Below are 24773 nucleotides of genomic sequence, written 5' to 3' on the forward strand. Positions count from 1 at the left end.
TGTTTAAGCGGCGTTGTGCTTATCCAGGGTCTGTTGGTAACGGTTGGCGTGGCGCTCCTCCACCGAGGCCAGGGCGCGGAAGCGCTTGGCCGCTTTCTCCAGCATCTGCGCAAACTGCTCGGCATGTTCGCGGGATTCGGCGATCTGCTCATCGATCTCCGCCACCGCCGCGCCGTTCTTCTCCTCCAGCGCCGTGGTGCGAAACGCCGGATACATTTCGGTATACTCGTACGTTTCCCCCTCAATGGCCAGTTGCAACATTTTGGCGGGCGTCAAGGTGTCGGCGGGGAACAGCAGATCCAAGTGGCCAAAGGCGTGTTCGGTCTCCTGCTCGGCGGTGCGCTCGAAAATTTCCGCCACCTCATCGGCGCCCATGCGACGGCACAGACGGGCGAAGTAGAGATACTTGCGGTTGGCCATGGATTCACCAGCAAAGGCGGCTTCAAGATTCTTCACGGTCTGGGAAACAGTTTGCTCACTCATGGTGCGAACTCCTCAAAAGTGGAAGTGTGCGTTGTCGTTGGAAAAGAGATTACGACGATCCGCTATAATCGGTCCAATGAGTTGTTTTCATAATGCTAATCGGATTTAACGATTACAAATTCCCCGCCGCCTTGCTCGCAGCGGCAAGTGCGGTCATTCTATGCAGCTGACACACTTTGGATTCCCTTTCTCAGAGGCCAAACCGCCCATGTCCATCACTTTGCGCACCCTGACCGGCGACTCCCTCACAGGCGAAATCACCCCGGCGGGGGATAAGTCGATCTCCCACCGCACCATTATTTTGGGCTCCCTGGCCGAGGGGACCACCCGCGCCACCGGACTGCTGGAGGGCGAGGACGTGCTGCGCACCATTGGCGCCTTCCGCGCCATGGGGGCGGAGATCGTGCGCCAGGGTCCGGGTCAATATGAGATCACCGGGCAAGGGGTGGATGGACTCAAAGAGCCTGGGGATGTGCTGGATATGGGCAACTCCGGCACCGCCATGCGGCTGCTGTCGGGCCTGCTGGCCAGCCAGCCGTTCTACTCGGTGCTCACCGGCGACCACAGCCTGCGCTCGCGCCCTATGGGGCGGGTGGTGACGCCGCTGCGCAAAATGGGCGCGCGCATCACTGGCCGCGATGGCGGTCGTCTGGCTCCGCTCACCATTGAGGGCGGCGAACTGGTCCCCATCACCTATGAGAGCCCGGTGGCCTCGGCGCAGGTGAAGTCCTGCGTGCTGTTGGCGGGACTCAACACCGCAGGCGAGACCACGGTGATCGAACCGGCCCCCACTCGCGACCACACCGAACGCATGCTCACCGCGTTCGGCGCCGAGGTTGAGCGCGACGGCTTGAAGGTGACCGTGGATGGCTGGCCGGAGCTGAAGGCGCAGAGCATCGAAGTGCCCGCCGATATCTCCGCGGCGGCGTTCCCCATGGTGGCGGCGCTGATCACCCCGGGTTCGGACATCATCATTCGCAATGTGGGCATGAACCCCACCCGCACCGGCATTCTGGCGCTGCTGGACTTGATGGGGGCGAACATCGAGCGCATCAATGAGCGCAATGCGGGCGGCGAGCCGGTGGCGGATCTGCATGTGCGCTACAGCGAACTGCGCGGCATCGACGCCCCGCGCGAGGTCGCCCCGGCGGCTATTGATGAGTACCCCATCTTCTTTGTCGCCGCCGCCCTGGCTGACGGCGTCACCGAAGCGCGCGGCATCGAGGAGTTGCGGGTCAAAGAGAGCGACCGCATCAGCGCCATGGCCAAGGGCTTGACGGCGTTGGGGGCGGAGTTCACCGAGTATCCCGACGGCGCGCGCATCGTTGGTAACCCCAACGGGCTCAAAGGCGGCGCCACGGTGGACTCCGATACCGACCACCGCATCGCCATGTCGCTGTTGGTGGCGGGGCTGCGCTGCGCCGAGCCGGTGACGGTGACCCGCTGCGACAACATCAACACCTCGTTCCCCGGCTTCGCCACATCCATGGGCGCGCTGGGCATGCGCGTTGAAGAGGTAGCGGAGCCGCAGTCATGAGCGACCGCTTCCTGGTGGCGGTGGATGGTCCGGCGGGGGCGGGCAAAGGCACGGTGTGCCGCGAGGCGGCGCGCCAGTTTGGCCTGGCCTATCTGGACACCGGCGCGCTCTATCGCGCCGTCGGACTGCACGCCCTGCAGCAGGATCAATGGGATCCCGAGGCGCTGGCGCAGTGGGCTGCGCAGATGGACTTCACCTTCCGTGATCTGGGCGCCGAAGTGGGATTCCACGCCTTTTTGGATGGCGTCGACGTGCACGAGCAGTTGCGCCGCGAAGAGAGTGGCGTGGCGGCGTCCAAGGTGGCGTCGATGCTCCCGGTGCGCGCCGCGCTGCTGGATTTCCAACGCGCCTATGGCGCGCCGGGGGCGGCGATTCTGGATGGCCGCGACGTCGGCACGGTGGTGCTGCCCGATGCGCAGGTGAAAATTTTTCTCACGGCGTCCCTTGACGCACGGGCAAAACGCCGGACTTTGGAGTTGCAGGAGAAGGGAGAATCTGTTAGCTTCACTCAGATTCGGGACCAGATGGCCCAACGCGACGAACGGGACGCCAAAAGAAGTCATGCGCCCATGGTCGTCGCCGCAGGGGCCACGGTAGTGGACACCAGCGAACTGACCCTGCCCCAGAGCGTGCAAACGGTGGCGCGGATCATCGCCCGCCAACGCGACGCCGCCGACTGAAGCCTCAGTGCGGTCGGCGTTCAACTCGCAAAGCCCGTCCCGACACATAGTCATCGCGCGAGAGTCCGTTTTGCGGACTCTCGTTTTTGTCTGTAAACCGCGGCTTGCTCCAGATTCAAGAGGAGCTGGCTGTTTTGGATCAACTTCAACCCGTATCGGCAAGGCGCAGAGGAAACTCAAGTGGGAGACATTATTCTAGACTCGGAAATCGCGGATGAAGACTTCGAAGCTCTGTTGGAGGAATCCTTCAGCAAGGGCGTCGGCAAAGAGGGCCAGGTGGTCACCGGCTCCATCATCCAACGCGAAGGGGACGAGTTCGTTGTCGATGTGGGTCTGAAATCCGAAGGCCGCCTCTCCATCCGCGAATTCTTTGATGCCGAAGGCAATCTGCCCGTCGGCATCGGCGACTCCGTGGATGTGTTTGTGGAGCGCTGCGAAGATCAAAACGGCCTGGCCGTGCTGTCCCGTGAAAAGGCCAAGCGCGAAGAGGCGTGGCAGGCTCTGGAAGCCGCCTTCAACGATCAACAGACCGTCGAAGGCCGCATCATGGGCAAGGTCAAGGGCGGCTACACCGTCGACATCGGCGGTCTGGCGGCGTTCCTGCCCGGCTCGCAGGTGGACGTGCGCCCGGTGCACGACATCAGCCGTCTGCAGGACGAGACGCAACCCTTCGACATCCTCAAAATGGATCGTCGTCGCGGCAACATCGTGGTCTCCCGCCGCACCGTGGTGGAGAAGCAGCGCGAAGACGCCCGCAAGGCCCTGCTCGAGACCCTGCACGAGGGCATGATCCTCGACGGCGTGGTCAAGAACATCACCGATTACGGCGCCTTCGTCGACCTGGGTGGTCTGGACGGCCTGCTGCACATCACCGACATGTCCTGGAAGCGCGTCAAGCATCCTTCCGCCGTGGTCAACGTCGGCGACACCGTGTCGGTGCAGGTGATCAAGTTCAACTCCGACACCCAGCGCATCTCTCTGGGCATGAAGCAGTTGATGACCGACCCCTGGGAGGGCATTGGCGCCAAGTACCCGGCGGGCACCAAGTTCCGCGGCACCGTCACCAACATCACCGACTACGGCTCGTTTGTTGAGCTGGAGCCCGGCGTTGAAGGTCTGGCCCACGTCTCCGAACTGACCTGGACCAAGAAGAACATCCACCCCTCCAAGATCCTTGAAGTGGGTCAGGAAGTGGACGTCATGGTGCTGGACGTCGACGCCGATCGCCGCCGCATCTCCCTGGGCCTGAAGCAGTGCCAGGAGAACCCCTGGGAGGCCTTCGCCACCCAACATCCGGTGGGCAGCATGGTGGCCGGCGAGATCAAGAACATCACCGAATTCGGTCTGTTCGTGGGTCTGGAAGGGGACATCGACGGTCTGGTGCACCTCTCCGACGTGACCTGGGACGCCAATGCCGGCGAAGAGGTCCTCAAGGAGTACCAGAAGGGCCAGGAAGTCGAAGCGGTGGTGCTGTCGCTGGATCCCGACAAGGAGCGCATCTCCCTGGGCATCAAGCAGGCTTCCCCCGATGAGTGGAGCCAGTGGGCCGACGCCAACGCCAAGGGGACCATTGTTAAGGGTTCCATCAAGGAAGTGCAGAGCTCCGGCGTACTGGTGGAGTTGGGTGAAGGCGTCGAAGGCCACATCCGCAAAGCCGAGTTCTCCCAGGACGACCGCGACGGCTCCCACCTGACCGTGGGCGCTGAAGTGGAGGCGCGCATCACCGGCGTGGATCGTCAGAAGCGTAAGATCAGCCTCTCCATCAAGGCGTTGGAAGTGCAGCAAGAGCGCGACGCCATCAAGGAGTATGGTTCCGAAGGCGCCGCCGCCGACGGTCCCATGGCTGGCGCTCTGGGTCAGGCTCTGAGCCAAGCTCTGGAGAACGCCAAGAGCAACAACGCCGAATAAGCGTTCCGCTCTGCAGTGAAGTGAAACGGCCCGCCCGGGCATCCTGGGCGGGCCGTTTTTTTCTGTGTGGCGGCAGAGGCGCGTGGGCTGGATCCCAACTGTACAGAGTGTTGAATGTTTGCGTGACGCAGGTGGAGCTAGCGCTGACTATTGGCCGCCGACAGGTCGGCGGCGGGATTCTTAAGGGTCCATGACCCTTAAGCGGGGTGTGGGGCGGCGCCCCACGGTGTGGTTATTGACTTTTGGGGAGTTTGAGGGCGCAGCCCTCAATATCTTCTCTTTTCAAAATCCTTTTTTTATTTTGCGGCGACTATATTTTGGAGCTCGAGGGCTATGCCCTCGATATCTTCCATCGCCAGAATCGCCCATGCCCAATTTTGAATGCGACAGGGTGTCTTCCTCTTTGCGCCGCGTGGGGCGCAATCATATTGACGCGCCGCCTTGCCACGGCTTACCGTAGATCTATTGAACTCGACCGGCAAAAGTCCACGATTTATCGCATTTCTGGACGCTACGCGCCGGTTGTCTGTTTGTCAGCATGGCGCCCGTTGCAAATGCTCCAACCGTGGCGCACGTCGACATGCAACGCGATTTCGCACCCATCCGCTCTTCTGACCATATGACGTAAACCATGGCGGCAAAACGGCAATATCTGACGATTTTCGTGATCATGGCGGCCACGCTGGTGGCGGACATCGGCCTGAGCCTGTGGATCATCAAAATCGGCGACGACTCAGCCTACGCGGTGGATATCGCCGGGCGTCAGCGCATGCTCACCCAACGCATCGCCAAACATCAGCTCTACTATCAACTCAGCCGCGAAGAGCGCTGGTTCTATCGCATTCAGAACGATGTGCAGCTGTTTGACGCCTCATTGCGCGCGTTGCGGTTTGGCGGCGTTGTGTCGGCGCAGATCGATGGCGGAGATGTGCGGCAAGTGCATTTGCAAGCGCCCTCCACTGCGGTCAAAAAGAGGCTCGATGAGGTCGCCGCGCTGTGGGCTCCTTATGCGGAGTATATATCCCAGCCGCACAATTGGCTGCGGGAGGTCCCACGCATTGATGAAACCCGCGCGCGGGAGAATGCTGAGCTGCTGCAGGCGATGCACGCTTCGGTGGAGAAGCTGGTGCAGGTGCGTTCGCTCAACGAACGGTTCGCCATCCGCCTGATTGTTCTGATCTCCATAGCCAGCCTGTTGCTGACTGCGTTTCTCACCCGCAATCAATATCACGAGCAGCGCCAGAGCCGCCGCGCCCTGGATGAGGCGCAGCAGCAGATGACGCTGTTCAAAGAGATGGTGGAGAGCGCCGATGACCCCTTCTATATACTGAATCTGGCCGAAGGGGGGCGCATGGTCTACGTCAACCAGGCCGCCGCCGACCACTTTGGCGCGCCGCGGGAGGTGATCGCCTCCTGGCGCTTGCCGGATTGGGATGCGGAATTCACCTATGAGATGATTGGGCCCATCACCGAACGCATCCAGCAGGGGGAGGGGTTTACCCTACAGCGCACCCACCGCTTGGCGGATGGCGCCCTCGTGCCGGTGGAGGTCTCGGTCAACCGGTATATCGATTCCGACGATAACCTCTGCGCCTACGGCTGGATTCGCAATGTCAGCGAACGGTTGAAAACGGAGAGCCTGCAAAAAGAGGCCATTGAGCAAGCTGAATTGGCCAATCAGGCGAAGTCGGAGTTCCTGGCCAACATGAGCCATGAGATTCGCACGCCGCTGAATGTGATCATCGGCATGAGCGATCTGATTGATGACGGCAATCTTGATCATACCTCGAAGGACTATTTGCGCGTGATCCACGACGCCGGAGAGGCGCTGCTGGCGCTGATCAACGATATTCTGGATCTCTCCAAAATCGAATCCGGCCAATTGGAACTGGAAGCCGAGTGTGTGGATCTGTTCGATCTGAGCCAGTCGGTGGTCAACATCTTCCGTCATGTGGCCAGCCAGAAGGGCGTCACAGTGGACTCCTTCTACGATCCTGAGCTGCCCGAGTTCATCATGGTCGATGCCCAACGTCTGCGGCAGGTGTTGATCAATCTGGTGGGCAACGCCATGAAGTTCACCGAAACCGGCGGCGTGTGGCTGGGCCTGCGCGCCTCCCCGCATCACCGCGTGATGTTCGAGGTGATGGACACCGGCATCGGCATCCCCGCCGAGCGCATGGAAGCGGTGTTTCAACCGTTTGAGCAGGCGGACTCCTCGGTGACGCGCAAATATGGCGGCACCGGTTTGGGGCTCTCCATCTGTCGGCGGCTGGTGGATAAAATGGGCGGACAGCTGCTGGCCACCAGCGAACAGGGCTCCGGTAGCGTCTTCTTCTTCAGCATTCCCCTGGCGGCGCCCAGTGACGAGCAGATTGCGGCGCTGCGCGACGGACGCAAGCAAGCGCGCATGACGCGGCAGGGCGACAAGCGCAAGCGGCCGCGCACGGACCATGGAGCGTCGCACACGCCGCGTCGCGTGCTGGTGGCGGATGACTCGCCGGACAATCAAAAATTGATCCGCGCCTACTTGGCAAAATCGGCGCATTCGTTTGATATCGTCGGCAATGGCCGCGAGGTCATTGAGATGTGGCGGCGCAACGCCTACGACATCATTTTCATGGATGTGCAGATGCCGGAGATGGATGGATTGAGCGCCGCCAAACGGATCCGTCAGCAAGAGCGCGAAATGGATCAGGCCCCGATTCCCATTGTCGCCCTGACCGCACACGCCATGCGCGAGGATGAGGCCAAATCACTGGCTGCGGGGTGTGATTTCCACGTCACCAAGCCCATCAAGAAGGCGCGCCTGCTGAACATCATCGAGGATTGCGCGCGCCTGCCGGACGCGAGCCAGGAGAGCGATGCTTAGAGCTTCTTTCAAAAAGGAGCCCTGCCCGCCTCAACAGCCCAATGTTTGCCTGACGCAGGCCCGGCTTGCGCTGACTATTGGCCGCCGACTGGTCGGCGGCGGGGTCTGGGGGCGTTGCCCCCAGCGGGATGTGGGGCGGCGCCCCACGGTGTGGGTGTTGGGAGCTCGAGGGCGAAGCCCTCGATATCTTCCATCGCCAAAACCGCCAATGTCCGATTTTGAATTCAACTGAGTATAGTGACTATAAGACGACGCGCTTTGGTGATTCCTTTGACTACACCATGCGCTTGAGTCTCTGCGCGATGCCGTTGAGGTTCTGCAGCCCGGTTTTGACCTGGGAGATGCCGTCGCCGCTCTCCTTGGCGCCCACTTGAATGGTGGACATGGCGCTGACGATCTGCCGGATGGCGGTGGACTGCTGACGCATATTCAGCGAGATCTGCTGCGCGCTCTCGGCGGCGGATTGCACCGATTCGGCCACCCCCTGGAAGGCGTCGGCGGTCTGGCGCGTCACCGCCATGCCGCCGTGTATGCTCTGAGCGCCCGCATCGGTGGCTGATACCGCATCGCTGGCGGCCTGTTGAATTTCATTCACCAGGGTGCTGATGCGCTCGGCCGATTGCTTGCTCTCGCTGGCCAGTTTGCGCGTCTCCATGGCCAATACGGTGAAACCCTGCCCATGTTCGCCTGCGCGCACCGCCTCAATGGAGGCGTTGATGGCCAGCATCTTGGTCTCATTGGCGAAATCCACCATCAGTTTGGAGATATCGGCAATGGCGCCGGTGCGCTCGGAGAGCAGAGTGATCTGCGCCGAGATCGCCTCCATGCGCGCCATCACCTCCTCCATCTGCTCCAAACTCTCCTCCACCAGGGTCAAGCCCTGGTGCGAACGGCCCAAGGCGCGCTGCGCGCTTAAGGCGGAGGCGTCGGCCTGATCCGACGACTGCCGCGCCGACGCATTGAGCTCCTCCAAGGTGACGTTGATCTCATTGACGGCGGTAACCTGCTGGGCGGCGACGCGCTCCTGCTGGGTGGCGGAGGCGGAGATTTGGGTGGAGGAGGCGGAGAGTACGGTGGAGATCTCGTGCACCGGTTGGCTGATGGCGCGGCTCAGGAGCCAAGCCAGGAACGCGCCCACAATCAGTGCGGCAATCACCGCCAGAATGATCACAAAGCGGGTCTGTTTGGCGTTGGTCACCATCTGCTGCTCACTCAGCAGGCTCTTCTGGATGACGCTACCCATCTCATGGAAGTGACCTTTGAGCAGATCCAGTTGCGGTTGAGTCTCCTGAGTGAAGATGCGCTCGGCTTCCACCTTGCCCGCCAGATTGCTTTGTGCGCGTTCGCGCATCTGTTTGAGCAGATTGCGGGTTTTCTCCAGAGCAGGCGTTACGGACTGACGGTAGATTTTGGCCGCTTGCTTATAGTTGCCTTGGCGCAGGGCGTTACGCGCTTTGCGTCCAGCGGCGTGCAGCGCCACATGTTGCGGTTCAATGGCGTCCAGAAGATGTTTGAGAACGGGATCGGTTTGCAGGGTGGCGCGGTTCTCCCCATGGGAGAGGAAACGTCCCAAGGCGCACTGTTTGGGATTCCACTCCACGGAGATATCGCGCTCGCGCAGCATGATGCTCTCGGCGATTTTGGCCGACCACGCCATATGATCAGCTACGGCGGCGGCCAGCACTCCCGGTAGTTCCGGGTTCGCGTGTTGATACACCTCGGAGATCTTCCAGGCGGACAGATGCAGCAGACGGTGGGGCTCCTCCACGGCGGTGAGGATCGGTTTGAGATCCGGCGCCAGCTCCTCGGCGTGGGCGCGCGCGTCGCCGTAGTACCATTGGCCAAAGCCGCAGCGGGTGTGGTCCAGCTCCACGCCGATCTCATTGACCGCCGGGTCATGAATAAAGGCGCTGACGCTGTTGACCCAGTTGAGGTGGTCCAGCTCCCGTTGCAGCACGCTGCCCTGCAGGCGATTGCTGGCGGTAACCTCAACGCCGTCGGCGACGATGCGCGAGACGCCAAACAGGGACCAACCGGCAATGATCGCCAGCAGCGCCAGAATGGTTGCGATGCTGGAGAGAATCTTGGCGCCCAGGGTCAACTGCTTCCAGATCATTGCCTTCGCCGCTCCATCATCTGCGTCAATAGCGCCGCTCGGCTCTATTGCAAAAGAGAAAAAACAGTCTATTCAGAGTAAGCATTGATGGCTGAAAAAACCAGCAATCACTGGTGTTATGACAACGCTTGGGCGGGCTATTGTGATACGCCGTACGCCTCACTTCACAGCGAACATGCAGTGTTGGCGCCGTTCAGCCGCTGTTTGAGGGCCGCCACCCGCGCAAACGCCTGATCAATGCGCGCCACAGACAGCACGCCGGAACGCACAGCCTGCACGACACGGCGCGCGATGCGCGCGGGCAGGTGGCGGTCAAAGGCGAAGAAGTTGGACAGCAGCACCAAGTCATTGCCCGCCGCCAAGGCCGCCAGCGCCGCTTGTTGCGGCGTATTGGCGTAGCTCTCCACGGCGACGACCATCTGCAGATCGTCGGTGATCACCACGCCATCAAAGCCGATCTCATGACGCAGACGCCCCTCGATCACCCGGGCCGATAACGACGCGGGCGCGTCAGGATCCAACTCCGAAACGAACACATGCGCCGTCATCACCAAGTCCACCGTATTGGCCTGGGTCAGAAGCCGATAGGGGCGCAGCTCCTCGGCGCGCCAGTCGGCGCTGGCGTTGACCGCGCCTTTGTGGGTGTCGCCGCAGGCGGTCCCGTGGCCGGGGAAGTGTTTGAGGGCGGTGAGAACGCCCGCATCGCGATGGCCCTGCACGAACGCCTGGGCGTAACGGACTACGCTGCGGGCATCGGCGCCGAAACTGCGCCCCCAACGGCCAATGATGGGGCTGTTGGGATTGAGATTAAGATCCACCACCGGGGCCAGATTCAGCGTCACGCCATAACGGCGCAGCTCACACGCCATCTGTTGGTAGAGCGCGCGCGCCTGCGCGGGGGAGTGGGCGGCGGCGACGCGGGCGGGAGCGGGGAATCCGCTGAACCCATTGCGGGCGGCGAGGCGGGAGACGCGCCCGCCCTCCTGGTCGATGGCGATGAGCGGGCGGGGAGTTGCGCCGGGCGGCGCCAGCGCAGCGGTGAGTTGAGACAGCTCGTCGGGGGTGTGAAAATTGTAGTCGTGCAGCAGCACGCCGCCGATGCGTCCGGCGGCCAGATCCCGCCGGGTCTGCTGCGCCCAGGGCGCATCGGGGCCGACGCCCCGATACCCCACCAGGATCAACTGGCCGACTTTGCGCGCCAGGGCGATCTCATCAGGGTCGGTCAAGCGCGGCGGCGGGGGCCAGTCCAACGCCCAACGCATCCTGCAGCGCCACAATGGCGTCGCCGCTGGCGTTGATCACGGTAATATAGTCACCCCAATTCAGAATTGCACAGGCTCCTCAATGTTTGTGTGACACAGGTAAAGCTTGCGCTGACTATTGGCCTCCGGCTGGCCGGAGGCGGGATTCTTAAGGGTCTGTGACCCTTAAGCGGGTGTGGGCGGGCCCACGATTCGGCAGGATTGCCGAATCGGACTCGCGCAGCGAGCCCGAAGGGTGAGGGCCATGGATGGCCCGAATCACGGTTTGGCCTTTGGGAGCTCGAGGGCGGAGCCCTCGATATCTTCTCGCTTCAAATGTCTAATTCTCTTCTGCGGCGACTATAGGATGGCGCTGGGCGTACACTACCGCTCCCAGCGCCCCGGCCAGCAGCAATAGCGCCGTCACGCCATAACGCCAGAGACGCCGCGCGGGGCGCGCCGCCATTAGCGCCGCCGCCTCTGTCTGTGATCACTCCAGGCGGCAGCGCCGTGGGCGCAACTCACTCCAGGCCGCCCTCCTGGCGCACCAACTCGCGGATCAGGTCCTGGAAGTTCTTGCTCTTGTAGTGCCCTTCCTTCACAAAGCGCATGCTGGCCAGGAAGTGAAACGGGCGCCAGTAGCCGCTCAGGCGGAATAGCTCCTCGCCCTTGGCGTTGAAGTAGACCACGGTGGGGGTGAACATCACCTTGTGGTTGCGCGCGAACTGCTTCTCCGGCGCGGTTTTGCCATCGAAATCGACGCTTTCGCGGGCGCCGAAGATATCCACCTGCACCGGATAGAAGTAAGTCTCCATATAGGTGCGCACTTTGGGATCCTGCAGAGTGGTTTCGTGCAGCTGCTTGCAGTAGGGGCACCCCTCCTGCTCAAAGAACAGCATCAGGATCTGATTGCTCTCGCGGGCGGTGAGCAGATCCTCCTGCATGTCCAGGAAGGTCTCTTTGAAAAACGGCTCATTGGTCAACGCCGCCGCCGGTTTGCTCTGGACCACGCCCAGCACACAGACCAGCGCCAGCAGGATGAAGAGTTTGCGCATCTTAGGATTCCCTCTCTGACTGTGTGGACGCCGCCTCCACGCGCAGCGTCACCCCCTCCACCGCCACCACCGTCACCACTGCGCCTGCGGGCAGATCCGCGCCGTGAATGCGCCAACTGGCGTCATCCACCCGAATCCGGCCCATGCCGTTGACGATGGGTTCGATGAGGGTGAATTGTCGTCCCACGTACTGCGCGCCGCGTTGATTCAACTGCGGCGCGTCGCTCTCTTGGGGATGATGTTTGATCACCCGATGCCAGATGTAAAGCGCCGCCAGCGACAGCCCTGCAAACAGCAGGGTCTGCCACTTCCAATCCAGTTCAGGAAACAGCAGCAGCGCCGCGCCGGTCACCCCGGCGGCCACTCCCAGCCAGAGGAAGAAGAACGCCGGGCTGAGCAGTTCGATGATCAGAAACAGCGCCCCGGCGATCCACCAATGCCAGTGGCTGATGACGCTCCACTCCAGCTCCATCAGGCGTCCCCCCCAGATTTATCCGGCCGCATCGCCTCTTTGGCCAGCTCCGCCACCCCGCCCAGGGAGCCCAGCACGCCGGTGGCTTCGATGGGCAGGAACATCACCTTCTGGTTGTCGGCGCTGGCCATATCCCGCAGCGCCTCCACATACTTCTGCGCCACGAAGTAGTTGATCGCCTGCACATTGCCCCCGGCAATGGCTTCGGAGACCATGCGCGTGGCTTCGGCTTCGGCCTGAGCCAGACGTTCGCGCGCCTCGGCTTCGCGGAAGGCGGCCTCTTTCTGCCCTTCGGCTTTGAGGATCGCCGCGCGCTTCTCCCCCTCGGCTTGCAGCACCGCCGCTTGGCGCACCCCTTCGGCCTGCAACACCGCGGCGCGTTTGTCCCGTTCCGCCTTCATCTGCCGCCCCATGGACTCCACCAGATCCTTGGGCGGCGAGATGTCCTTGATCTCAATGCGGGTCACCTTGATGCCCCACGGATTGGTCGCCTCATCCACCACCGACAGCAGGCGCATATTGATCTCATCCCGGCGCGAGAGCAGTTCGTCCAGATCCATGGAGCCCATCACGGTGCGGATGTTGGTCATGGTGAGGTTGAGGATGGCGTAGTCCAGATTGTTCACCTCATAGGCCGCCGCCGCGCTCTGCACCACCTGAAAGAAGACCACGCCATCCACCTGGATCATGGCGTTGTCCTTGGTGATCACCTCTTGTGAGGGCACATCCATCACCTGTTCGCGCATATTGATTTTGTGGCCGACGCGATCAAACACCGGCGTAATAATATTCAGACCCGGTTTGAGGGTGCGCTGATAGCGGCCCCAACGCTCCACCGTGTACTCCATTCCCTGCGGCACGACCTTGATGGCCATCAACATAAAGATCATGGCCAGCACTAAAATGACGATAACTAAGGATGCAATGGGCTCCATTTTCTCGATTCCTCTATATGCAACAAGGGGGATTGATTGCGGATTCATCTGGTTGCTTCAGGCCAGATGGTCCCTATAATGCGTAGCAGTATACCGACGGCGGTTGCGGTGGGCCATCGTTTGGCGGTGATTTGCAGGCATTTGTGAACTCATTTCAGGCGCATCATTTGCGAGACCGGCATTTATGAACGACCGTCCCAGTCTGTTGCGGCGCATCAAGGCGCTGCTCCATCACCTGCTCGAGGCTTCCGATAGCCGCGCCCGCCAAGTGTTCAACTTGGTGATGATGATCGTGGTGCTGGCCTCGCTCACCCAGATGGTGCTGGAGGTCAATCCCGATCTGACCGAAATCGAACGGCAGTTCTATCAAGAGCTTGAAGAGCTGTTCGCCATCATCTTCCTGATTGAGTATCTGCTGCGCTGGTGGGTCTGTTCGGACCTGTATGATGACTTCCAGCATGCGCGCAATCGCTATATACGCCGCCACCATCGCGACGCCCCGGTTTTGATCACCGCACATGCGCTGCGGGTGGCGTTGGCGGCCAAATGGCGCTGGATGAAGCAGCCGCTGTCGGTGGTCGATCTGCTGGCGATTCTGCCGTTTTTCCGTGTTTTCCGACTGCTGCGGGTGCTCAGAGTGTTGCGGGTGCTCAAGCTGTTCCGCTACTCCAAGCGTCTGACCTTCTTTAGCGACGTCATCGCCGAGCGCGCGTTTGAACTCACCTCGCTGCTGACCATTGCGGGGATCATTTTCGGCATGGTGGCGGTGGCCTTCTATGTGGTGGAGCATGGACAGAATCCCGACGTCACCAATCTGTGGGAGGCGGTCTACTGGAGCCTGATCACCATCACCACGGTGGGCTATGGCGACATCACCCCCGCCACCAGCGCCGGTCAGGTGGTGGCGGTGACCGGCACCGTGCTGGGCATGTGGGTGACGGTGTTCATGACCTCCATCGTGGTCACTGCGGTCAACGAACGAATGTTTCATCTCAAGGAGCAGCGCATGGAGCGCATGGCGGAACGCCTGAAGAACCACTACATCGTCTGCGGCATGGGTCGCGTGGGCCATGCGGTGTGCGAAACTCTCAAAGCCGAGGGCTGCGCGTTTGTGGCCATGGACAGCAAACAGGAGTTGGTGGACGAAGCGATCAATCGCGGCTGGACCGCGCTGTGCGGCGATGTGACCGAGGAGGAGAACTGGGCGCGGTTGGGGTTGGCCAAAGCGCGCTGCGTCATCAGCACCATCTCCGAAGAGGCCTCCAACATCTATCTGATTCTGGCCATTCGCGAACGGCGTCCCGACGTTTTCCTCATCGTCACCGGGGTGGATGACAACTCCGAGAATCGCCTGCTCAAACTGGGCGCCGACCGCGCCATCTCGCCGGAGCATGACGGCGGCCAGCACATGGCGTACACCGCGCTGCGCCCCACCGCCATCAATCTGTTCGATCTGGCGCTCAAGCGCGATCATATCGAGCTGGACATGGAGGAGATCTGCGTGCCGGCGACTGGCGATTTTGTCGACGTGACCGTGGCCGAGGCGGAGATTGGGCAACAGTTCGGCATCATCGTAGTCGCCATTGTGCGCGGTCAGGAGACCTTCTTTCCGCCCGCCAACAAGAAGATGCTGGGGGGCGATACATTGGTTTGCCTGGGGCACTTGGACGATCTGGAGCGTCTGCGCCGCACCATCCAGAGTAGTTAGCAGATCAGCGGCGCAGCATGGCCAACGCTTTGCGGTGCAGGGTGGCCATGGGGGTGGCGTCCAGATCCGCCCACGCCGTCCAGCGGTGCGGCTGCTCGGGAAGATCCTCCGTAGGGTGCGCATCGGTCAGGCGCGTCTGATAGGGCGTGAGCGCCAAGTGGAAGTGGGTAAAGGTATGCTGGACCGTCTCCAGAGTGTGCAAGGTGGATGAACAGACGCCATAGAGCGCGCACAGCGCCGCCACATCCACACCCTCCCCGTTATCAGCCATCGCCGATCCCGGCGGCTCCCACATCCCCGCCAGCAACCCTGCATTGGGGCGTTGGCGCAACAGAATCCGCTCGCCGGACGCATCCACAATCAATAGACACGCCTGATGACGCTGCGGCTTGGCGGCGCGTTTGGGCGCTTTTACTGGGTAGCGCGTGGGCTCCCCCGCCTGATGCGCCCGGCACCACGCCGCCCAGGGGCAGAGCGGGCATTGGGGTTTGCTGCGGCTGCACAGGGTGGCGCCCAGATCCATGATCGCCTGGGCGTAATCGCCGGGGCGTTGGGGGCAGGTGAGCTGCTGCGCCAGCGTCCACAACGCGCGTTTGGCGCCGGGTTTGTCCGGCGGCTCGGCGCAGGCGGTGAGGCGGGTGAGCACCCGTTTGACGTTGCCGTCGAGAATCGCCAGATGGTGATCGCGGCCAATGGCCAGGATCGCCGCTGCGGTGCTGCGTCCCACCCCCGGCAGCGCCTCCAGCATCTCGGGGCTCTCCGGAAAACAGCCGCCATATTGCCCGGCCACCTGCTGAGCGGCGCGGTGCAGATTGCGCGCGCGGGCGTAGTAGCCCAACCCCTGCCACAGCCGCAACACATCCTCCTGCTGCGCCGCCGCCAGGCTCTCCACATCGGGAAAATGTTGTAGAAAGGCGGTGTAGTAGGGGATCACCGCCGCCACGGTGGTCTGCTGCAGCATGATCTCCGACAGCCAGATGCGATAGAGACTGCGCTCGCCGCGCCACGGCAGATCGCGGCCATGGCGGTCGTAGTGGGCCAGCAGGCGTTGCGCCAGTTGCGCGGGGTTGTGGGGCGGAGTTAGCACGGGATGGGCTCATGATGTGAAGTGCGGGCGAATGCCGCGCATCATATAGTTGCTTGAATCCAGAATGACACACATCCAAAGCGCTCAATGTTTGCGTGACGTAGGCTGAGCTTGCGCTGACTATGGGACAAATTTCCAACGGAAATTTGTCGGGATTCTTAAGGGTCTGTGACCCTTAAGCGGGTGTGGGCGGAGCCCACGATTTGGATGTTGACCTTGGGAGCTCGAGGGCATAGCCCTCGATATCTTTCAGCGCCCATATGTTCACTTTTGAATGCTAGCAACTATAGCAGAACCCAGGCGCGCCGCGCCATGCGGCGTCGAATGGGGGTTAGGCGTCGGGATTGGGTTCGCGCTCCAGCGCCTTCCATTCTGGCCAGGCATCCAGGGACTCCAGCGGGGCTTTGTCGTTGATCACATCAGCCAGCGGTTGCAGCCACTCCGCTTTCGGGTGCGGCAGCTCCTGACCTTTTTGCACAATCTGGTGGAAGTTCCAGCCTGGATCACGCAGCGAGGGGTTACCTAAGAGTTGTTTCAGGCTGGAAAGGGCCTTACCCTGTTCGCTCTGCGGCGCAAACACAAAGCGCAAGCACCAATAGATTAGCCAATACTCTTCTTTCAACCCGCTTTGTTGAATCAGCTGTTCCAGTTGCGCCAGCCCCGCTTCAGTTTGCTCTTTGTGCAGCAGAAGAAATTCAGCATAATTTCCAAGATTGTTTGCATATTTAGGGTCGGCATCGATGGCGCGGAGATAGAAAGCTTCGGCCTGCTCGTGGTCGTGGCGGATATTTGTTAAGAAATTGGCATAATTTCCAAGATTGTTTGCATGGTTAGGATTAGCATCGATGGCGCGGCGATAGAAATCTTCGGCCTGCTCATGGTCGTGGCGGATATCTGTTAAGAAATTGGCATAATTTCCAAGATTGCTTGCATGTTTAGGATCAGCATCGATGGCGCGGAGATAGAATGCTTCGGCCTGCTCATGGTCGTGGCGGATATTTTTTAAGAAGGCGGCATAATTTCCAAGGGCGGTTGCATATTTAGGGTCGGCATCGATGGCGCGGAGAAAGAATGTTTCGGCCTGCTCATGGTCGTGGCGGATATCAGTTAAGAAGACGGCATAATTTCCAAGGGCGGTTGCATGTTTAGGATCAGCGTCGATGGCGCGGAGATAGAACTGCTCCGCCTTATCGGAGTCATTGCGGATATTCTCTAAGAAAAGCGCATAGTTACCGAGATTATTGGCATGATTAGGATCAGCGTCGATGGCGCGGAGATAGAACGCTTCGGCCTGCTCATGGTCGTGGCGGATATTTTTTAAGAAGACGGCATAATTTCCAAGAGTGTTTACATGTTTAGGATCAGCATCGATGGCGCGGAGATAGAATGCTTCGGCCTGCTCATGGTCGTGGCGGATATCTGTTAAGAAATTGGCATAATTTCCAAGAGTGTTTGCACGTTTAGGATCAGCGTCGATGGCGCGGAGATAGAACTGCTCCGCCTTATCGGAGTCATTGCGGATATTCTCTAAGAAAACCGCATAGTTGACGAGATTATTGGCATGATTAGGATCAGCGTCGATAGCGCGGAGATAGAACTGCTCCGCCTTATCGGAGTCATTGCGGATAGTCTCTAAGAAAAGCGCATAGTCGCCAAGGATATTAGCGTCGTTAGGGAAATCCGTGATCCCCTGAAGATAGATGGCATCGGCTGCATCGGGATCGGATTTCTTCAAACGGTCCGCTTTCAACAGCACCTGCCGCCAACTCTCAAACTTCTTGTCCGTCTTCTTCACGGCTTCGGCCATGGCGGATTTTGCCGCATCATCCGGGGCTTGGCTCGCTTCTTCGTTCGCCTTTTTGGAGAGCGCCTTATATTGATCAAATACATTGTCGAAGACGTGATCAAAACGCTTTCGATCCGGCTTAGGAAGGTCCAACTCCTCCTGCAGCAGCAACATGGCGGCGTCAAAATCCCGCTCTTGCACCCAGAAGGCCCCCACGGCGTCCAGCCAGGGGCGAATTACCCCGGTGGGCTCGGTACCGGAGAGCCAATAGACCGGATAGGCCAACGGTTCATTGCCCAACCCCTGCAGCATTTTGAGAATGCTGGCGTCATTGCCGCCATACCCCAGAAACACCATGCCGCGATTGGTCAACAGTTGCTGCGCCTTCTCCTCCATCTGCGGATTCAGACAATTGGTCTCGGTGGCGGTGTTCATGGGGGTGAGTTTGTGGTCCCCATGCAGCTTGACCACCAACGGCTGCACATAGGAGGCGCGAATGTGCGCCGCCATGGAGTCATCCAGAATCACCAGCGGCTTTTTATCCGTGAATAGATAGAGCGCGTCGATGAGAAGGTCATCGAAATTGGTGGTGAGGGCCACGTTGCAGGCCTGATCTCTGGCCATCAACGCCGCCAGCACGCTGTAGCCATAGCTGGGGTATCTATTGGCGCAGATGCGCTCAATCTCCTTCTGCCGCTGACGCGGCGAGGAGTACATCTCTTTGATTAACTCCCCATAGAGCGCGCCCACATTGTGTTTGTCATATTGCGGAAAAGCCTTGGCGGCCCACGCATCAAACTCCGCCGCTTTCAGATTCGGCGCAGCCTCTTTTTGATACTCCTGCAGCCAGCGTTTGGAGAGCGCTCCAGCCGCGGGGATGCCGCTGGAGATCGAACACCCGGCGCCGAGGAAGAAGGCGTAGCGGCACTCTGTATCGCGCTCCAGATCCCGCTTCAAACGCTGCGCAAAGCGATAGGCGGGCAGGGGCTTCAGCGGCTTGGGCGGCGCGGCGGCGTCATCTGACATGGCAAAGTCCGAATAAGTGGGGCAGGGCGTCATACGCCATAAGGCGTGATAATAAGTCGCAGAAATGAAGAGTATCATATCATCATGCAAAGCCAAAACTGCACACAGCGGCCAATGTTTGCGTGACGGAGGGTGAGCTTGCGCTGACTATTGGCCGCCGACTGGTCGGCGGCGGGGTCTGGGGGCTGCGCCCCCAGCGGGTGTGGGCGGAGCCCACGGGTTGGATTTTGACCTTGGGAGTTCGAGGGCAAAGCCCTCGATATCTTCCATTATCCTGAAGCCGGGGATGCTCGATTCTCGTTTCGATTGGCAAGAGGCGATTGCGCTTGACGCGAATTCACCAATCAGGTATTTCTGTTATTACAGAAACAGAAGATAGCCACGAAAAACGCCGAACGCTGCTGGGGGAAGTGGGTGTTGCAAAGAGGGGGAGGGCCCCTTTTTTTGACAGAATATTTCACTCAATACAGAAATAACAGAACAGGAGAAGCGCCATGTCGTCTGAATCCATTCTGCTGCTTGCTCTGGGCTTGTGGGCGCTGTTTTCCACCCTGAGCGCCTGGTTGATCCTGCCGGTATTGAGCCCATTGCTGGTGGAGCAGTGCGGCAATGGGGTGCGCGCGGCGTTTTGGCATCGCTTCACCCTGCTCATGCTCTTCCTCGCCCCGTTACTGATGACTGCAATGACCGGCGATATGGGCGAATCACACAGCATCATCCATGTGCTGCGGGTGATTTTGCGCAATAGCACGTTGGGCATCCTGATGGCGTTGGTGGGCATCGGTTGGGCGGTGGTGACGGTGTCGCGGAGTCAAAATTCAGCGCAGAGGCGTGCTGATCAACAGAGCGGGGAGTCTCCATCATGCGCGTCCTGATCCTTGGCGCCGGAGGCTTCATTGGCGCGAATCTGGTGGAAGCGATGATGGAAGCTGGCCATTTGGTGCGGGTCGGCGGACGCAATCCACTGGCGCTGCAAAGACGCTTTGCAGAGTGTGACGCTGTGGCCATGGATCTGCTGGATCCCAAGCCACAGGCGTTTGCCGGAACCGACGTGGTGATCAACGCGGTCGGCGCACTCAGCGATGACGCCGAAGCGATGCGGCGTCTGCACCTGGAGGCGCCATGGGCGTGGATGCAGTCGGCGCAGCAAGAAGGGGTGCGGCGGTTTATCCAGATCTCCGCCACCGGCGCCATGAGCGATTCGCCACTCCCCTTCCTGCGGAGCAAAGGGGCGCTGGAGGAACGGGTGGCGCAACACGATTTCCGACTGGGGGAGATGGAGATCCTCATGGCGCGGCCCGATATCGTGCTGGGCGCAGGCGGCGCCAGCAGCGGAATGTTCTTGGGCTTGTCGACATTGCCGATTCATCCAAGCCTGCCGCCGACTCCGATAGCGCCGGTGGATGTGCGCGATCTGGCAGCAGCCATCGGCAAACTGGTCGAGGCGACTAATCCGCCGCAACAGGTGGATATCACCGGGCCGTCTGAGATGAGCCTGAATGCGTTGCTGCAAATCCTGCGCAGCGCCATGGGCAAAGGGGAGGCGCGAATCCTCCCGATTCCCCCCATCCTGCGCAGCATGGGATTGAGCTATCTGCGTCGTATACAGGGCGCGCCCATCATCGACGATTCGTGGCCCATGCTGACCCAGGCGCACGGAGCGACCGCGCCGACCCAATGGCGTGGACAGCGCACCGCAGCGCAGAGCGCTGGCTGGATGCTGGGCGATGAATTCGCGCGCAATGGTGCGCGGCGATGGCCATGGATCGGAGTGGCGCGTCTGACGCTGGCGCTGACATGGCTGGCGGGTGGAGCGGCGTCTCTGATCAATTGGCCGACCAGTATGGCGATACTCGCAGACGCCCATATCACGGGAAGCATCGCGCAGGCGCTGATCATCGCCGGGGCGGGGTGGGATCTGCTGCTGGGAAGCGCGGTGGCGCTGGGCTGGCGGCGGCGTCTGACCACCCGCGCCCAGGTCGCCACCCTGCTGGGCTACAGCGTCATTCTCACCACGCTGCAACCGCAGTGGTGGCTGCACCCATTCGGACCGTTGGTGAAGAACCTACCCATGCTGTTGTTGATTGTGTTGCTGCCCCTATGCAGTCAGGAGAGAGGCCATGTTGAGTGAGACATTACGCTGGGCGCACATCCTGGGGGCTATCGTGCTGTTTGGGACTGGTTTGGGTACGGCGTTTCATGGCTGGCGCGGCAATCTCAACCCTGATGTGCGGGTCAAGGCGGCCATCAATGACCAGGTGGTGCTGGCCGATTGGCTCTTCACCACCCCAGCAGTCATCCTACAACCCATCACCGGCGTGTTGCTGGCGCGGGAGCTGGGGTGGTCGTTGACGGAGGGGTGGATTCTGCTCTCGGCGGCGCTCTACGTGTTGGCGGGGGCGTGTTGGTTGCCGGTGGTGTGGCTGCAACTGCGCATGCGCAAATTGAGCGCAGCGGCGGCGCGGGAGGGGCGAGCGGTGGAGGCGGATTTTCGTCGCGCGTTCCGTCTCTGGTTCTGGCTCGGCTGGCCAGCGTTTGTGAGCATGACGGCCATCGTCTGGCTGATGGCCACGCGACCGGCGTGGGTTATCGTCACCGCAATCCAGAATTGTACAGAGTGCAAAATGTTTGCGTGACACTGGTTGGTCTTGCGCTGACTATGAGACAAATTTCCAACGGAAATTTGGCGGGATTCTTAAGGGTCTGTGACCCTTAAGCGGGTGTGGGCGGAGCCCACGATTTGGCCGTTGGGGAGCTCGAGGGCGCAGCCCTCGATATCTTTCAGAACCCATATGTGCACTTTTGAATGCGAGCGACTATAACTGACCCTAATCGGGCTGGCGACTGGCGCGCATTGCTTGTTGAATGGCGTCGATCAAGGTTTTCTTCTTGATGGGCTTGGTCAGGTGGGCGTCGCAACCGGCGGCGAGGCTCTTGGCCCGCTCGCTCTCCAAGGCGTGGGCGCTGAGGGCCAGAATCGGCAATGGCGCGCGCTGACGCTGGCGCTCCCATTGACGAATCGCCCCGGTGGCGGCGTAGCCATCCATGATCGGCATCTGGATGTCCATCAACACCAGATCGAACGGCCCCTTGCGCTGCAGCGTCTCCACCGCCTCCAGACCATGGCTCACCCCCACCACCTCCCATGGGGTCTTCTGCAGATAGGCGCGGATGAGGAATTGGTTATCCTCGGAATCCTCCGCCAGCAGAATGCGCAGCGGCGTCATCTGCATGGGCTCCTGGGGTTCGGCAACCGCCGCCTCAGGATGACCAACGGGGGCTTCAGTGGGCGCCAGTGACAGGGTGATGCGGAAGGCGCTGCCCTCGGCCACGGCGCTCTCCACGTCGATGGCGCCGCCCATCATGGTCACCAGATTGCGCGAGATGGTCAGCCCCAACCCCGTGCCGCCGTAGCGCCGCGAGATGCTGGGGTCCTCCTGGGTGAACTTCTCGAACACTTGCTGCAGATGTTCCGGCGCGATGCCCACGCCGGTATCACGAATGGTGATCAGGAACAGGCTGCCTTCGGTGACGTAATCCACCTGCAACGCCACTTCGCCTTGATCGGTGAACTTGATGGCGTTGCCCAACAGATTGATCAACACCTGCCGCAACCGGCTCTCATCGCCCAGCACCCAGGCGGGCAACTCCGGCTCAATCTCCACCACAAAGGCCAGCCCCTTCTCTTCGGCCTTTATGCGCATCATATCGCCCACCGCGTCAAACAGCGCAGCGGGTTGGAATGGCGCCATCTCCAGCTCCATGCCGCCCGCTTCGATGCGCGACAGGTCGAGAATATCGTTGATGATGGTGAGCAGATGCTCGCCCGCTTGATGCACCACCCCCAGTTGACGCTGCTGATCGCTGGTCAGATGGCTCTCTTGCAGGAGGTCATTGGTGCCCAGCAGCACATTCAACGGGGTGCGGATCTCATGACTCATGATGGCCAGAAACTCGCTCTTGGAGCGGTTGGCCGCTTCCGCCTGCGCGCGGGATTCGCGCAGCGCCTCTTCGGTGCGCCAGCGGGTCAGGAATTTCTGCACCTCATTGGCCACCAGTTGCAGCTGTTCGGCGTCGGTCTCGTCGTAGGGCGTCTCCTTATTGCCCACGCCGATGATCATATGTACGCGCCCTTCCCCAATGACTGGCGCGCTCATGTGCCGCAGCACCTGAAAATGGCCGGCCGGATAGCCTTTGCGTGAGGGTTCGGTGGGGTAGTCGTTGTGGATCACCACCCGACGCTGACGGAACGAGTCGGCCCAGATGCCCGCTTCGGAGATCGGGTAGTGATTGGCGTGCACGGCGGTGCAGAGCTTCAGGGCGGCGTCGTTCCACACCCCCAGGCGGATGCTCTCCTGATCCTCATTGACCGTATGCAGATAGCCGATCTCGCTATGGGTCACCGCCACGGCGATATCCAACGAGCGTTTACTGAGCTCTTTTTCGCTGAGTTTGTGCGCGGCGCGGTTGAGCTCCAGCAGCAGTTGCATGCGCTTGGCGTTGATGCGACGGACCGCCTCCTGCTGTTTGCGCTCGCTGATGTCGTGGGCCACGGCCACAAAGCAGGGCGCGCCCGGTTCGGGGTGCACGTATTGCAGATACAACTCGACGGGGATCAACGCGCCGTTGCGATGCTGATGCACGGTCTCGAACACATGGTTGCTCACCTCCCCGGAGAGCAACGGGGCCAGAAGCTGGCGGAAACTGATCTCGTCAAATTCCGGCTTGATGTCCAGCGGCGTCATATTGAGCAGCGCATTGGCGTCGTATCCCACCTGCGCCATGGCGCCGTTATTGGCGTAGATAAAGCGCAGCGACTCCGGTTCGAACATGAACACGCAGTCGAGGGTGCGATCCAGAGTGGATTTGAAGCTGGCCAGGGTCTCTTCGGCATGGCGGCGCTCGGCCACCTCCCGTTGCAGCGAGTCAGTGCGCTCGCGCACGCGGGACTCCAACTGGCGATTGAGTTTGCGCAAATTGATATTGCGCAGGATCATGCCCACGGCGATGACCAGGGCCAGGATGGCGGCAAAGCCCCAGGAGAGGCGCTTGATGGTCCAAAACGGTTTGGGTTTGCCGTGCCACTTCTCATAAATCTGGCGGTAGCGGTCCGATTGCAGAAAACGTCCCAGAGCAGCATCCAGCCGTTTGGCCAACTCCGGGCTATCCTTGCGCACGCGAATGGCGCGTTTGATCTCCTGCAGGGGTTTGCCAAAGGCGGCGACATGCTCTTCCAGCCCCGACTCCATCAACATGCGCTGCGCCGTATGCTGCGGAAAGATCCATACGTCCACCGCGCCGGAGAGCAGCGCAAACAGCGCCTCTTCATTGGTGTTGACCACATGCAGCAGCTCAGCAGGGTGATCCTGCATCAGGGTGACGCCGACGTTATCGCGGCGCACCACGACTTTGCGTTCGCGCAGATCGGCCAGCTTAGTCAAGTCGTAGGACGTGGCGCGTTTGAATGCGCGAATGGAGAAGGTCTCAATGGGGCGGGTAAAGATCGACTTTTCCATCCGCTTCGGGGTGATGCCGGAGTTGGGAACCACTTGGCCTTCGCCAGCATGCAGCGCGTTCACCACGTCGGGGAAGGAGTCCTTCACCACATAGCGCACCTGCAAACCGGCCATTTCGGCCACGGTGTCGAACACATCGATGGCGAAGCCGCTGGGTTTGCCGCTGTCGTTGAGTTGGTATTGCGGCGGGAAGTATTTGGGAACCAGCGCGGTGATGGTTTCCGCCGCCGCTTGAGAGATGGGCGTCAGAACGCAGAACAGCGCCAGGGCGATGCAGATGCGTATATACGCTTTACACATGACGTTTCTCAAATCTCTGCGCTTGGCGTGGGAATCGGAACATGGAATAGACGC

General features: G+C 60.8%; 18 protein-coding genes. 8 read left to right on the top strand and 10 right to left on the bottom strand.

Annotated elements, in window-relative coordinates:
- Positions 1–3: 3 nt before the first annotated feature.
- Positions 4–483, bottom strand: a complete 480-nt coding sequence (locus tag MAIT1_RS05865) for a rubrerythrin family protein (RefSeq protein WP_085441371.1) — start codon at positions 481–483, stop codon at positions 4–6.
- A 208-nt stretch (positions 484–691) separates the two neighbouring features.
- Here MAIT1_RS05865 and aroA point away from each other — a divergent pair, with 208 nt between their 5' ends.
- The 4 genes from aroA to MAIT1_RS05885 all read left to right on the top strand — a co-directional run bounded on the left by aroA (position 692) and on the right by MAIT1_RS05885 (position 7477).
- Positions 692–2020, top strand: a complete 1329-nt coding sequence (gene aroA, locus MAIT1_RS05870) for a 3-phosphoshikimate 1-carboxyvinyltransferase (protein ID WP_085441420.1) — start codon at positions 692–694, stop codon at positions 2018–2020.
- A complete protein-coding gene (gene cmk, locus MAIT1_RS05875) occupies positions 2017–2700 on the top strand; it encodes a (d)CMP kinase (RefSeq protein ID WP_085441372.1) in 684 nt (227 codons plus the stop codon). The genes aroA and cmk overlap by 4 nt, the downstream gene beginning before the upstream one ends.
- A gap of 180 nt (positions 2701–2880) precedes the next feature.
- Positions 2881–4608: a 30S ribosomal protein S1 gene (gene rpsA / locus MAIT1_RS05880; RefSeq protein WP_085441373.1), complete on the top strand. Its 1728-nt coding sequence runs from the start codon at positions 2881–2883 to the stop codon at positions 4606–4608.
- A gap of 631 nt (positions 4609–5239) precedes the next feature.
- Positions 5240–7477: a hybrid sensor histidine kinase/response regulator gene (locus tag MAIT1_RS05885; protein WP_085441374.1), complete on the top strand. Its 2238-nt coding sequence runs from the start codon at positions 5240–5242 to the stop codon at positions 7475–7477.
- Positions 7478–7751: 274 nt separating this feature from the next.
- Here the strand turns inward: MAIT1_RS05885 and MAIT1_RS05890 are convergent, their stop codons facing one another.
- From MAIT1_RS05890 to MAIT1_RS05910, 6 genes are all read right to left on the bottom strand, one after another.
- Complete coding sequence (locus tag MAIT1_RS05890) at positions 7752–9593, bottom strand: methyl-accepting chemotaxis protein (protein WP_085441375.1); 1842 nt, start codon at positions 9591–9593, stop codon at positions 7752–7754.
- Positions 9594–9757: 164 nt separating this feature from the next.
- Positions 9758–10855, bottom strand: coding sequence for a glycoside hydrolase family 3 protein (locus tag MAIT1_RS05895; protein WP_085441376.1), 1098 nt, complete (start codon positions 10853–10855; stop codon positions 9758–9760).
- Between the two features lie 319 nt (positions 10856–11174).
- Complete coding sequence (locus tag MAIT1_RS22430; protein WP_275531622.1) at positions 11175–11300, bottom strand: hypothetical protein; 126 nt, start codon at positions 11298–11300, stop codon at positions 11175–11177.
- Positions 11301–11355: 55 nt separating this feature from the next.
- Entirely contained in the window at positions 11356–11889 is a 534-nt protein-coding gene (locus tag MAIT1_RS05900) for a thioredoxin family protein (RefSeq protein WP_085441377.1), read from the bottom strand.
- 1 nt (position 11890) lies between these two features.
- Positions 11891–12361 (bottom strand): NfeD family protein, encoded by a 471-nt coding sequence (locus MAIT1_RS05905; protein ID WP_085441378.1) that lies wholly within the window; start codon positions 12359–12361, stop codon positions 11891–11893.
- On the bottom strand, positions 12361–13296 hold the full coding sequence (locus MAIT1_RS05910) for an SPFH domain-containing protein (protein ID WP_085441379.1): 936 nt from the start codon (positions 13294–13296) through the stop codon (positions 12361–12363). Before MAIT1_RS05910 ends, MAIT1_RS05905 begins: the two co-directional genes overlap by 1 nt.
- Before the next feature lie 184 nt (positions 13297–13480).
- On the opposite strand from MAIT1_RS05910, the gene MAIT1_RS05915 reads away from it, so the two are divergent.
- Positions 13481–15004: an ion transporter gene (locus tag MAIT1_RS05915; RefSeq protein ID WP_085441380.1), complete on the top strand. Its 1524-nt coding sequence runs from the start codon at positions 13481–13483 to the stop codon at positions 15002–15004.
- Between the two features lie 4 nt (positions 15005–15008).
- Here the strand turns inward: MAIT1_RS05915 and mutY are convergent, their stop codons facing one another.
- Both mutY and MAIT1_RS05925 read right to left on the bottom strand, forming a co-directional pair.
- Positions 15009–16091 (bottom strand): A/G-specific adenine glycosylase, encoded by a 1083-nt coding sequence (mutY, locus tag MAIT1_RS05920; protein ID WP_085441381.1) that lies wholly within the window; start codon positions 16089–16091, stop codon positions 15009–15011.
- 331 nt (positions 16092–16422) lie between these two features.
- On the bottom strand, positions 16423–18999 hold the full coding sequence (locus MAIT1_RS05925) for an SIR2 family protein (RefSeq protein WP_143814680.1): 2577 nt from the start codon (positions 18997–18999) through the stop codon (positions 16423–16425).
- 398 nt (positions 19000–19397) lie between these two features.
- Here MAIT1_RS05925 and MAIT1_RS05930 point away from each other — a divergent pair, with 398 nt between their 5' ends.
- The 3 genes from MAIT1_RS05930 to MAIT1_RS05940 are packed head-to-tail and all read left to right on the top strand — an operon-like array spanning position 19398 to position 21539.
- The gene (locus MAIT1_RS05930) at positions 19398–19778 is read left to right on the top strand and encodes a hypothetical protein (protein WP_085441383.1); all 381 of its coding nucleotides are present in this window, start codon (positions 19398–19400) and stop codon (positions 19776–19778) included.
- A complete protein-coding gene (locus tag MAIT1_RS05935; protein ID WP_085441384.1) occupies positions 19766–21034 on the top strand; it encodes an SDR family oxidoreductase in 1269 nt (422 codons plus the stop codon). Before MAIT1_RS05930 ends, MAIT1_RS05935 begins: the two co-directional genes overlap by 13 nt.
- Entirely contained in the window at positions 21024–21539 is a 516-nt protein-coding gene (locus MAIT1_RS05940) for a DUF2269 family protein (protein ID WP_085441421.1), read from the top strand. The genes MAIT1_RS05935 and MAIT1_RS05940 overlap by 11 nt, the downstream gene beginning before the upstream one ends.
- 192 nt (positions 21540–21731) lie before the next feature.
- Here the strand turns inward: MAIT1_RS05940 and MAIT1_RS05945 are convergent, their stop codons facing one another.
- Positions 21732–24719: an ATP-binding protein gene (locus MAIT1_RS05945; protein ID WP_085441385.1), complete on the bottom strand. Its 2988-nt coding sequence runs from the start codon at positions 24717–24719 to the stop codon at positions 21732–21734.
- Between the last annotated feature and the right edge of the window lie 54 nt (positions 24720–24773).

The sequence above is a fragment of the Magnetofaba australis IT-1 genome (assembly GCF_002109495.1).
In the GTDB taxonomy this organism is placed as follows: Bacteria; Pseudomonadota; Magnetococcia; order Magnetococcales; family Magnetococcaceae; genus Magnetofaba; species Magnetofaba australis.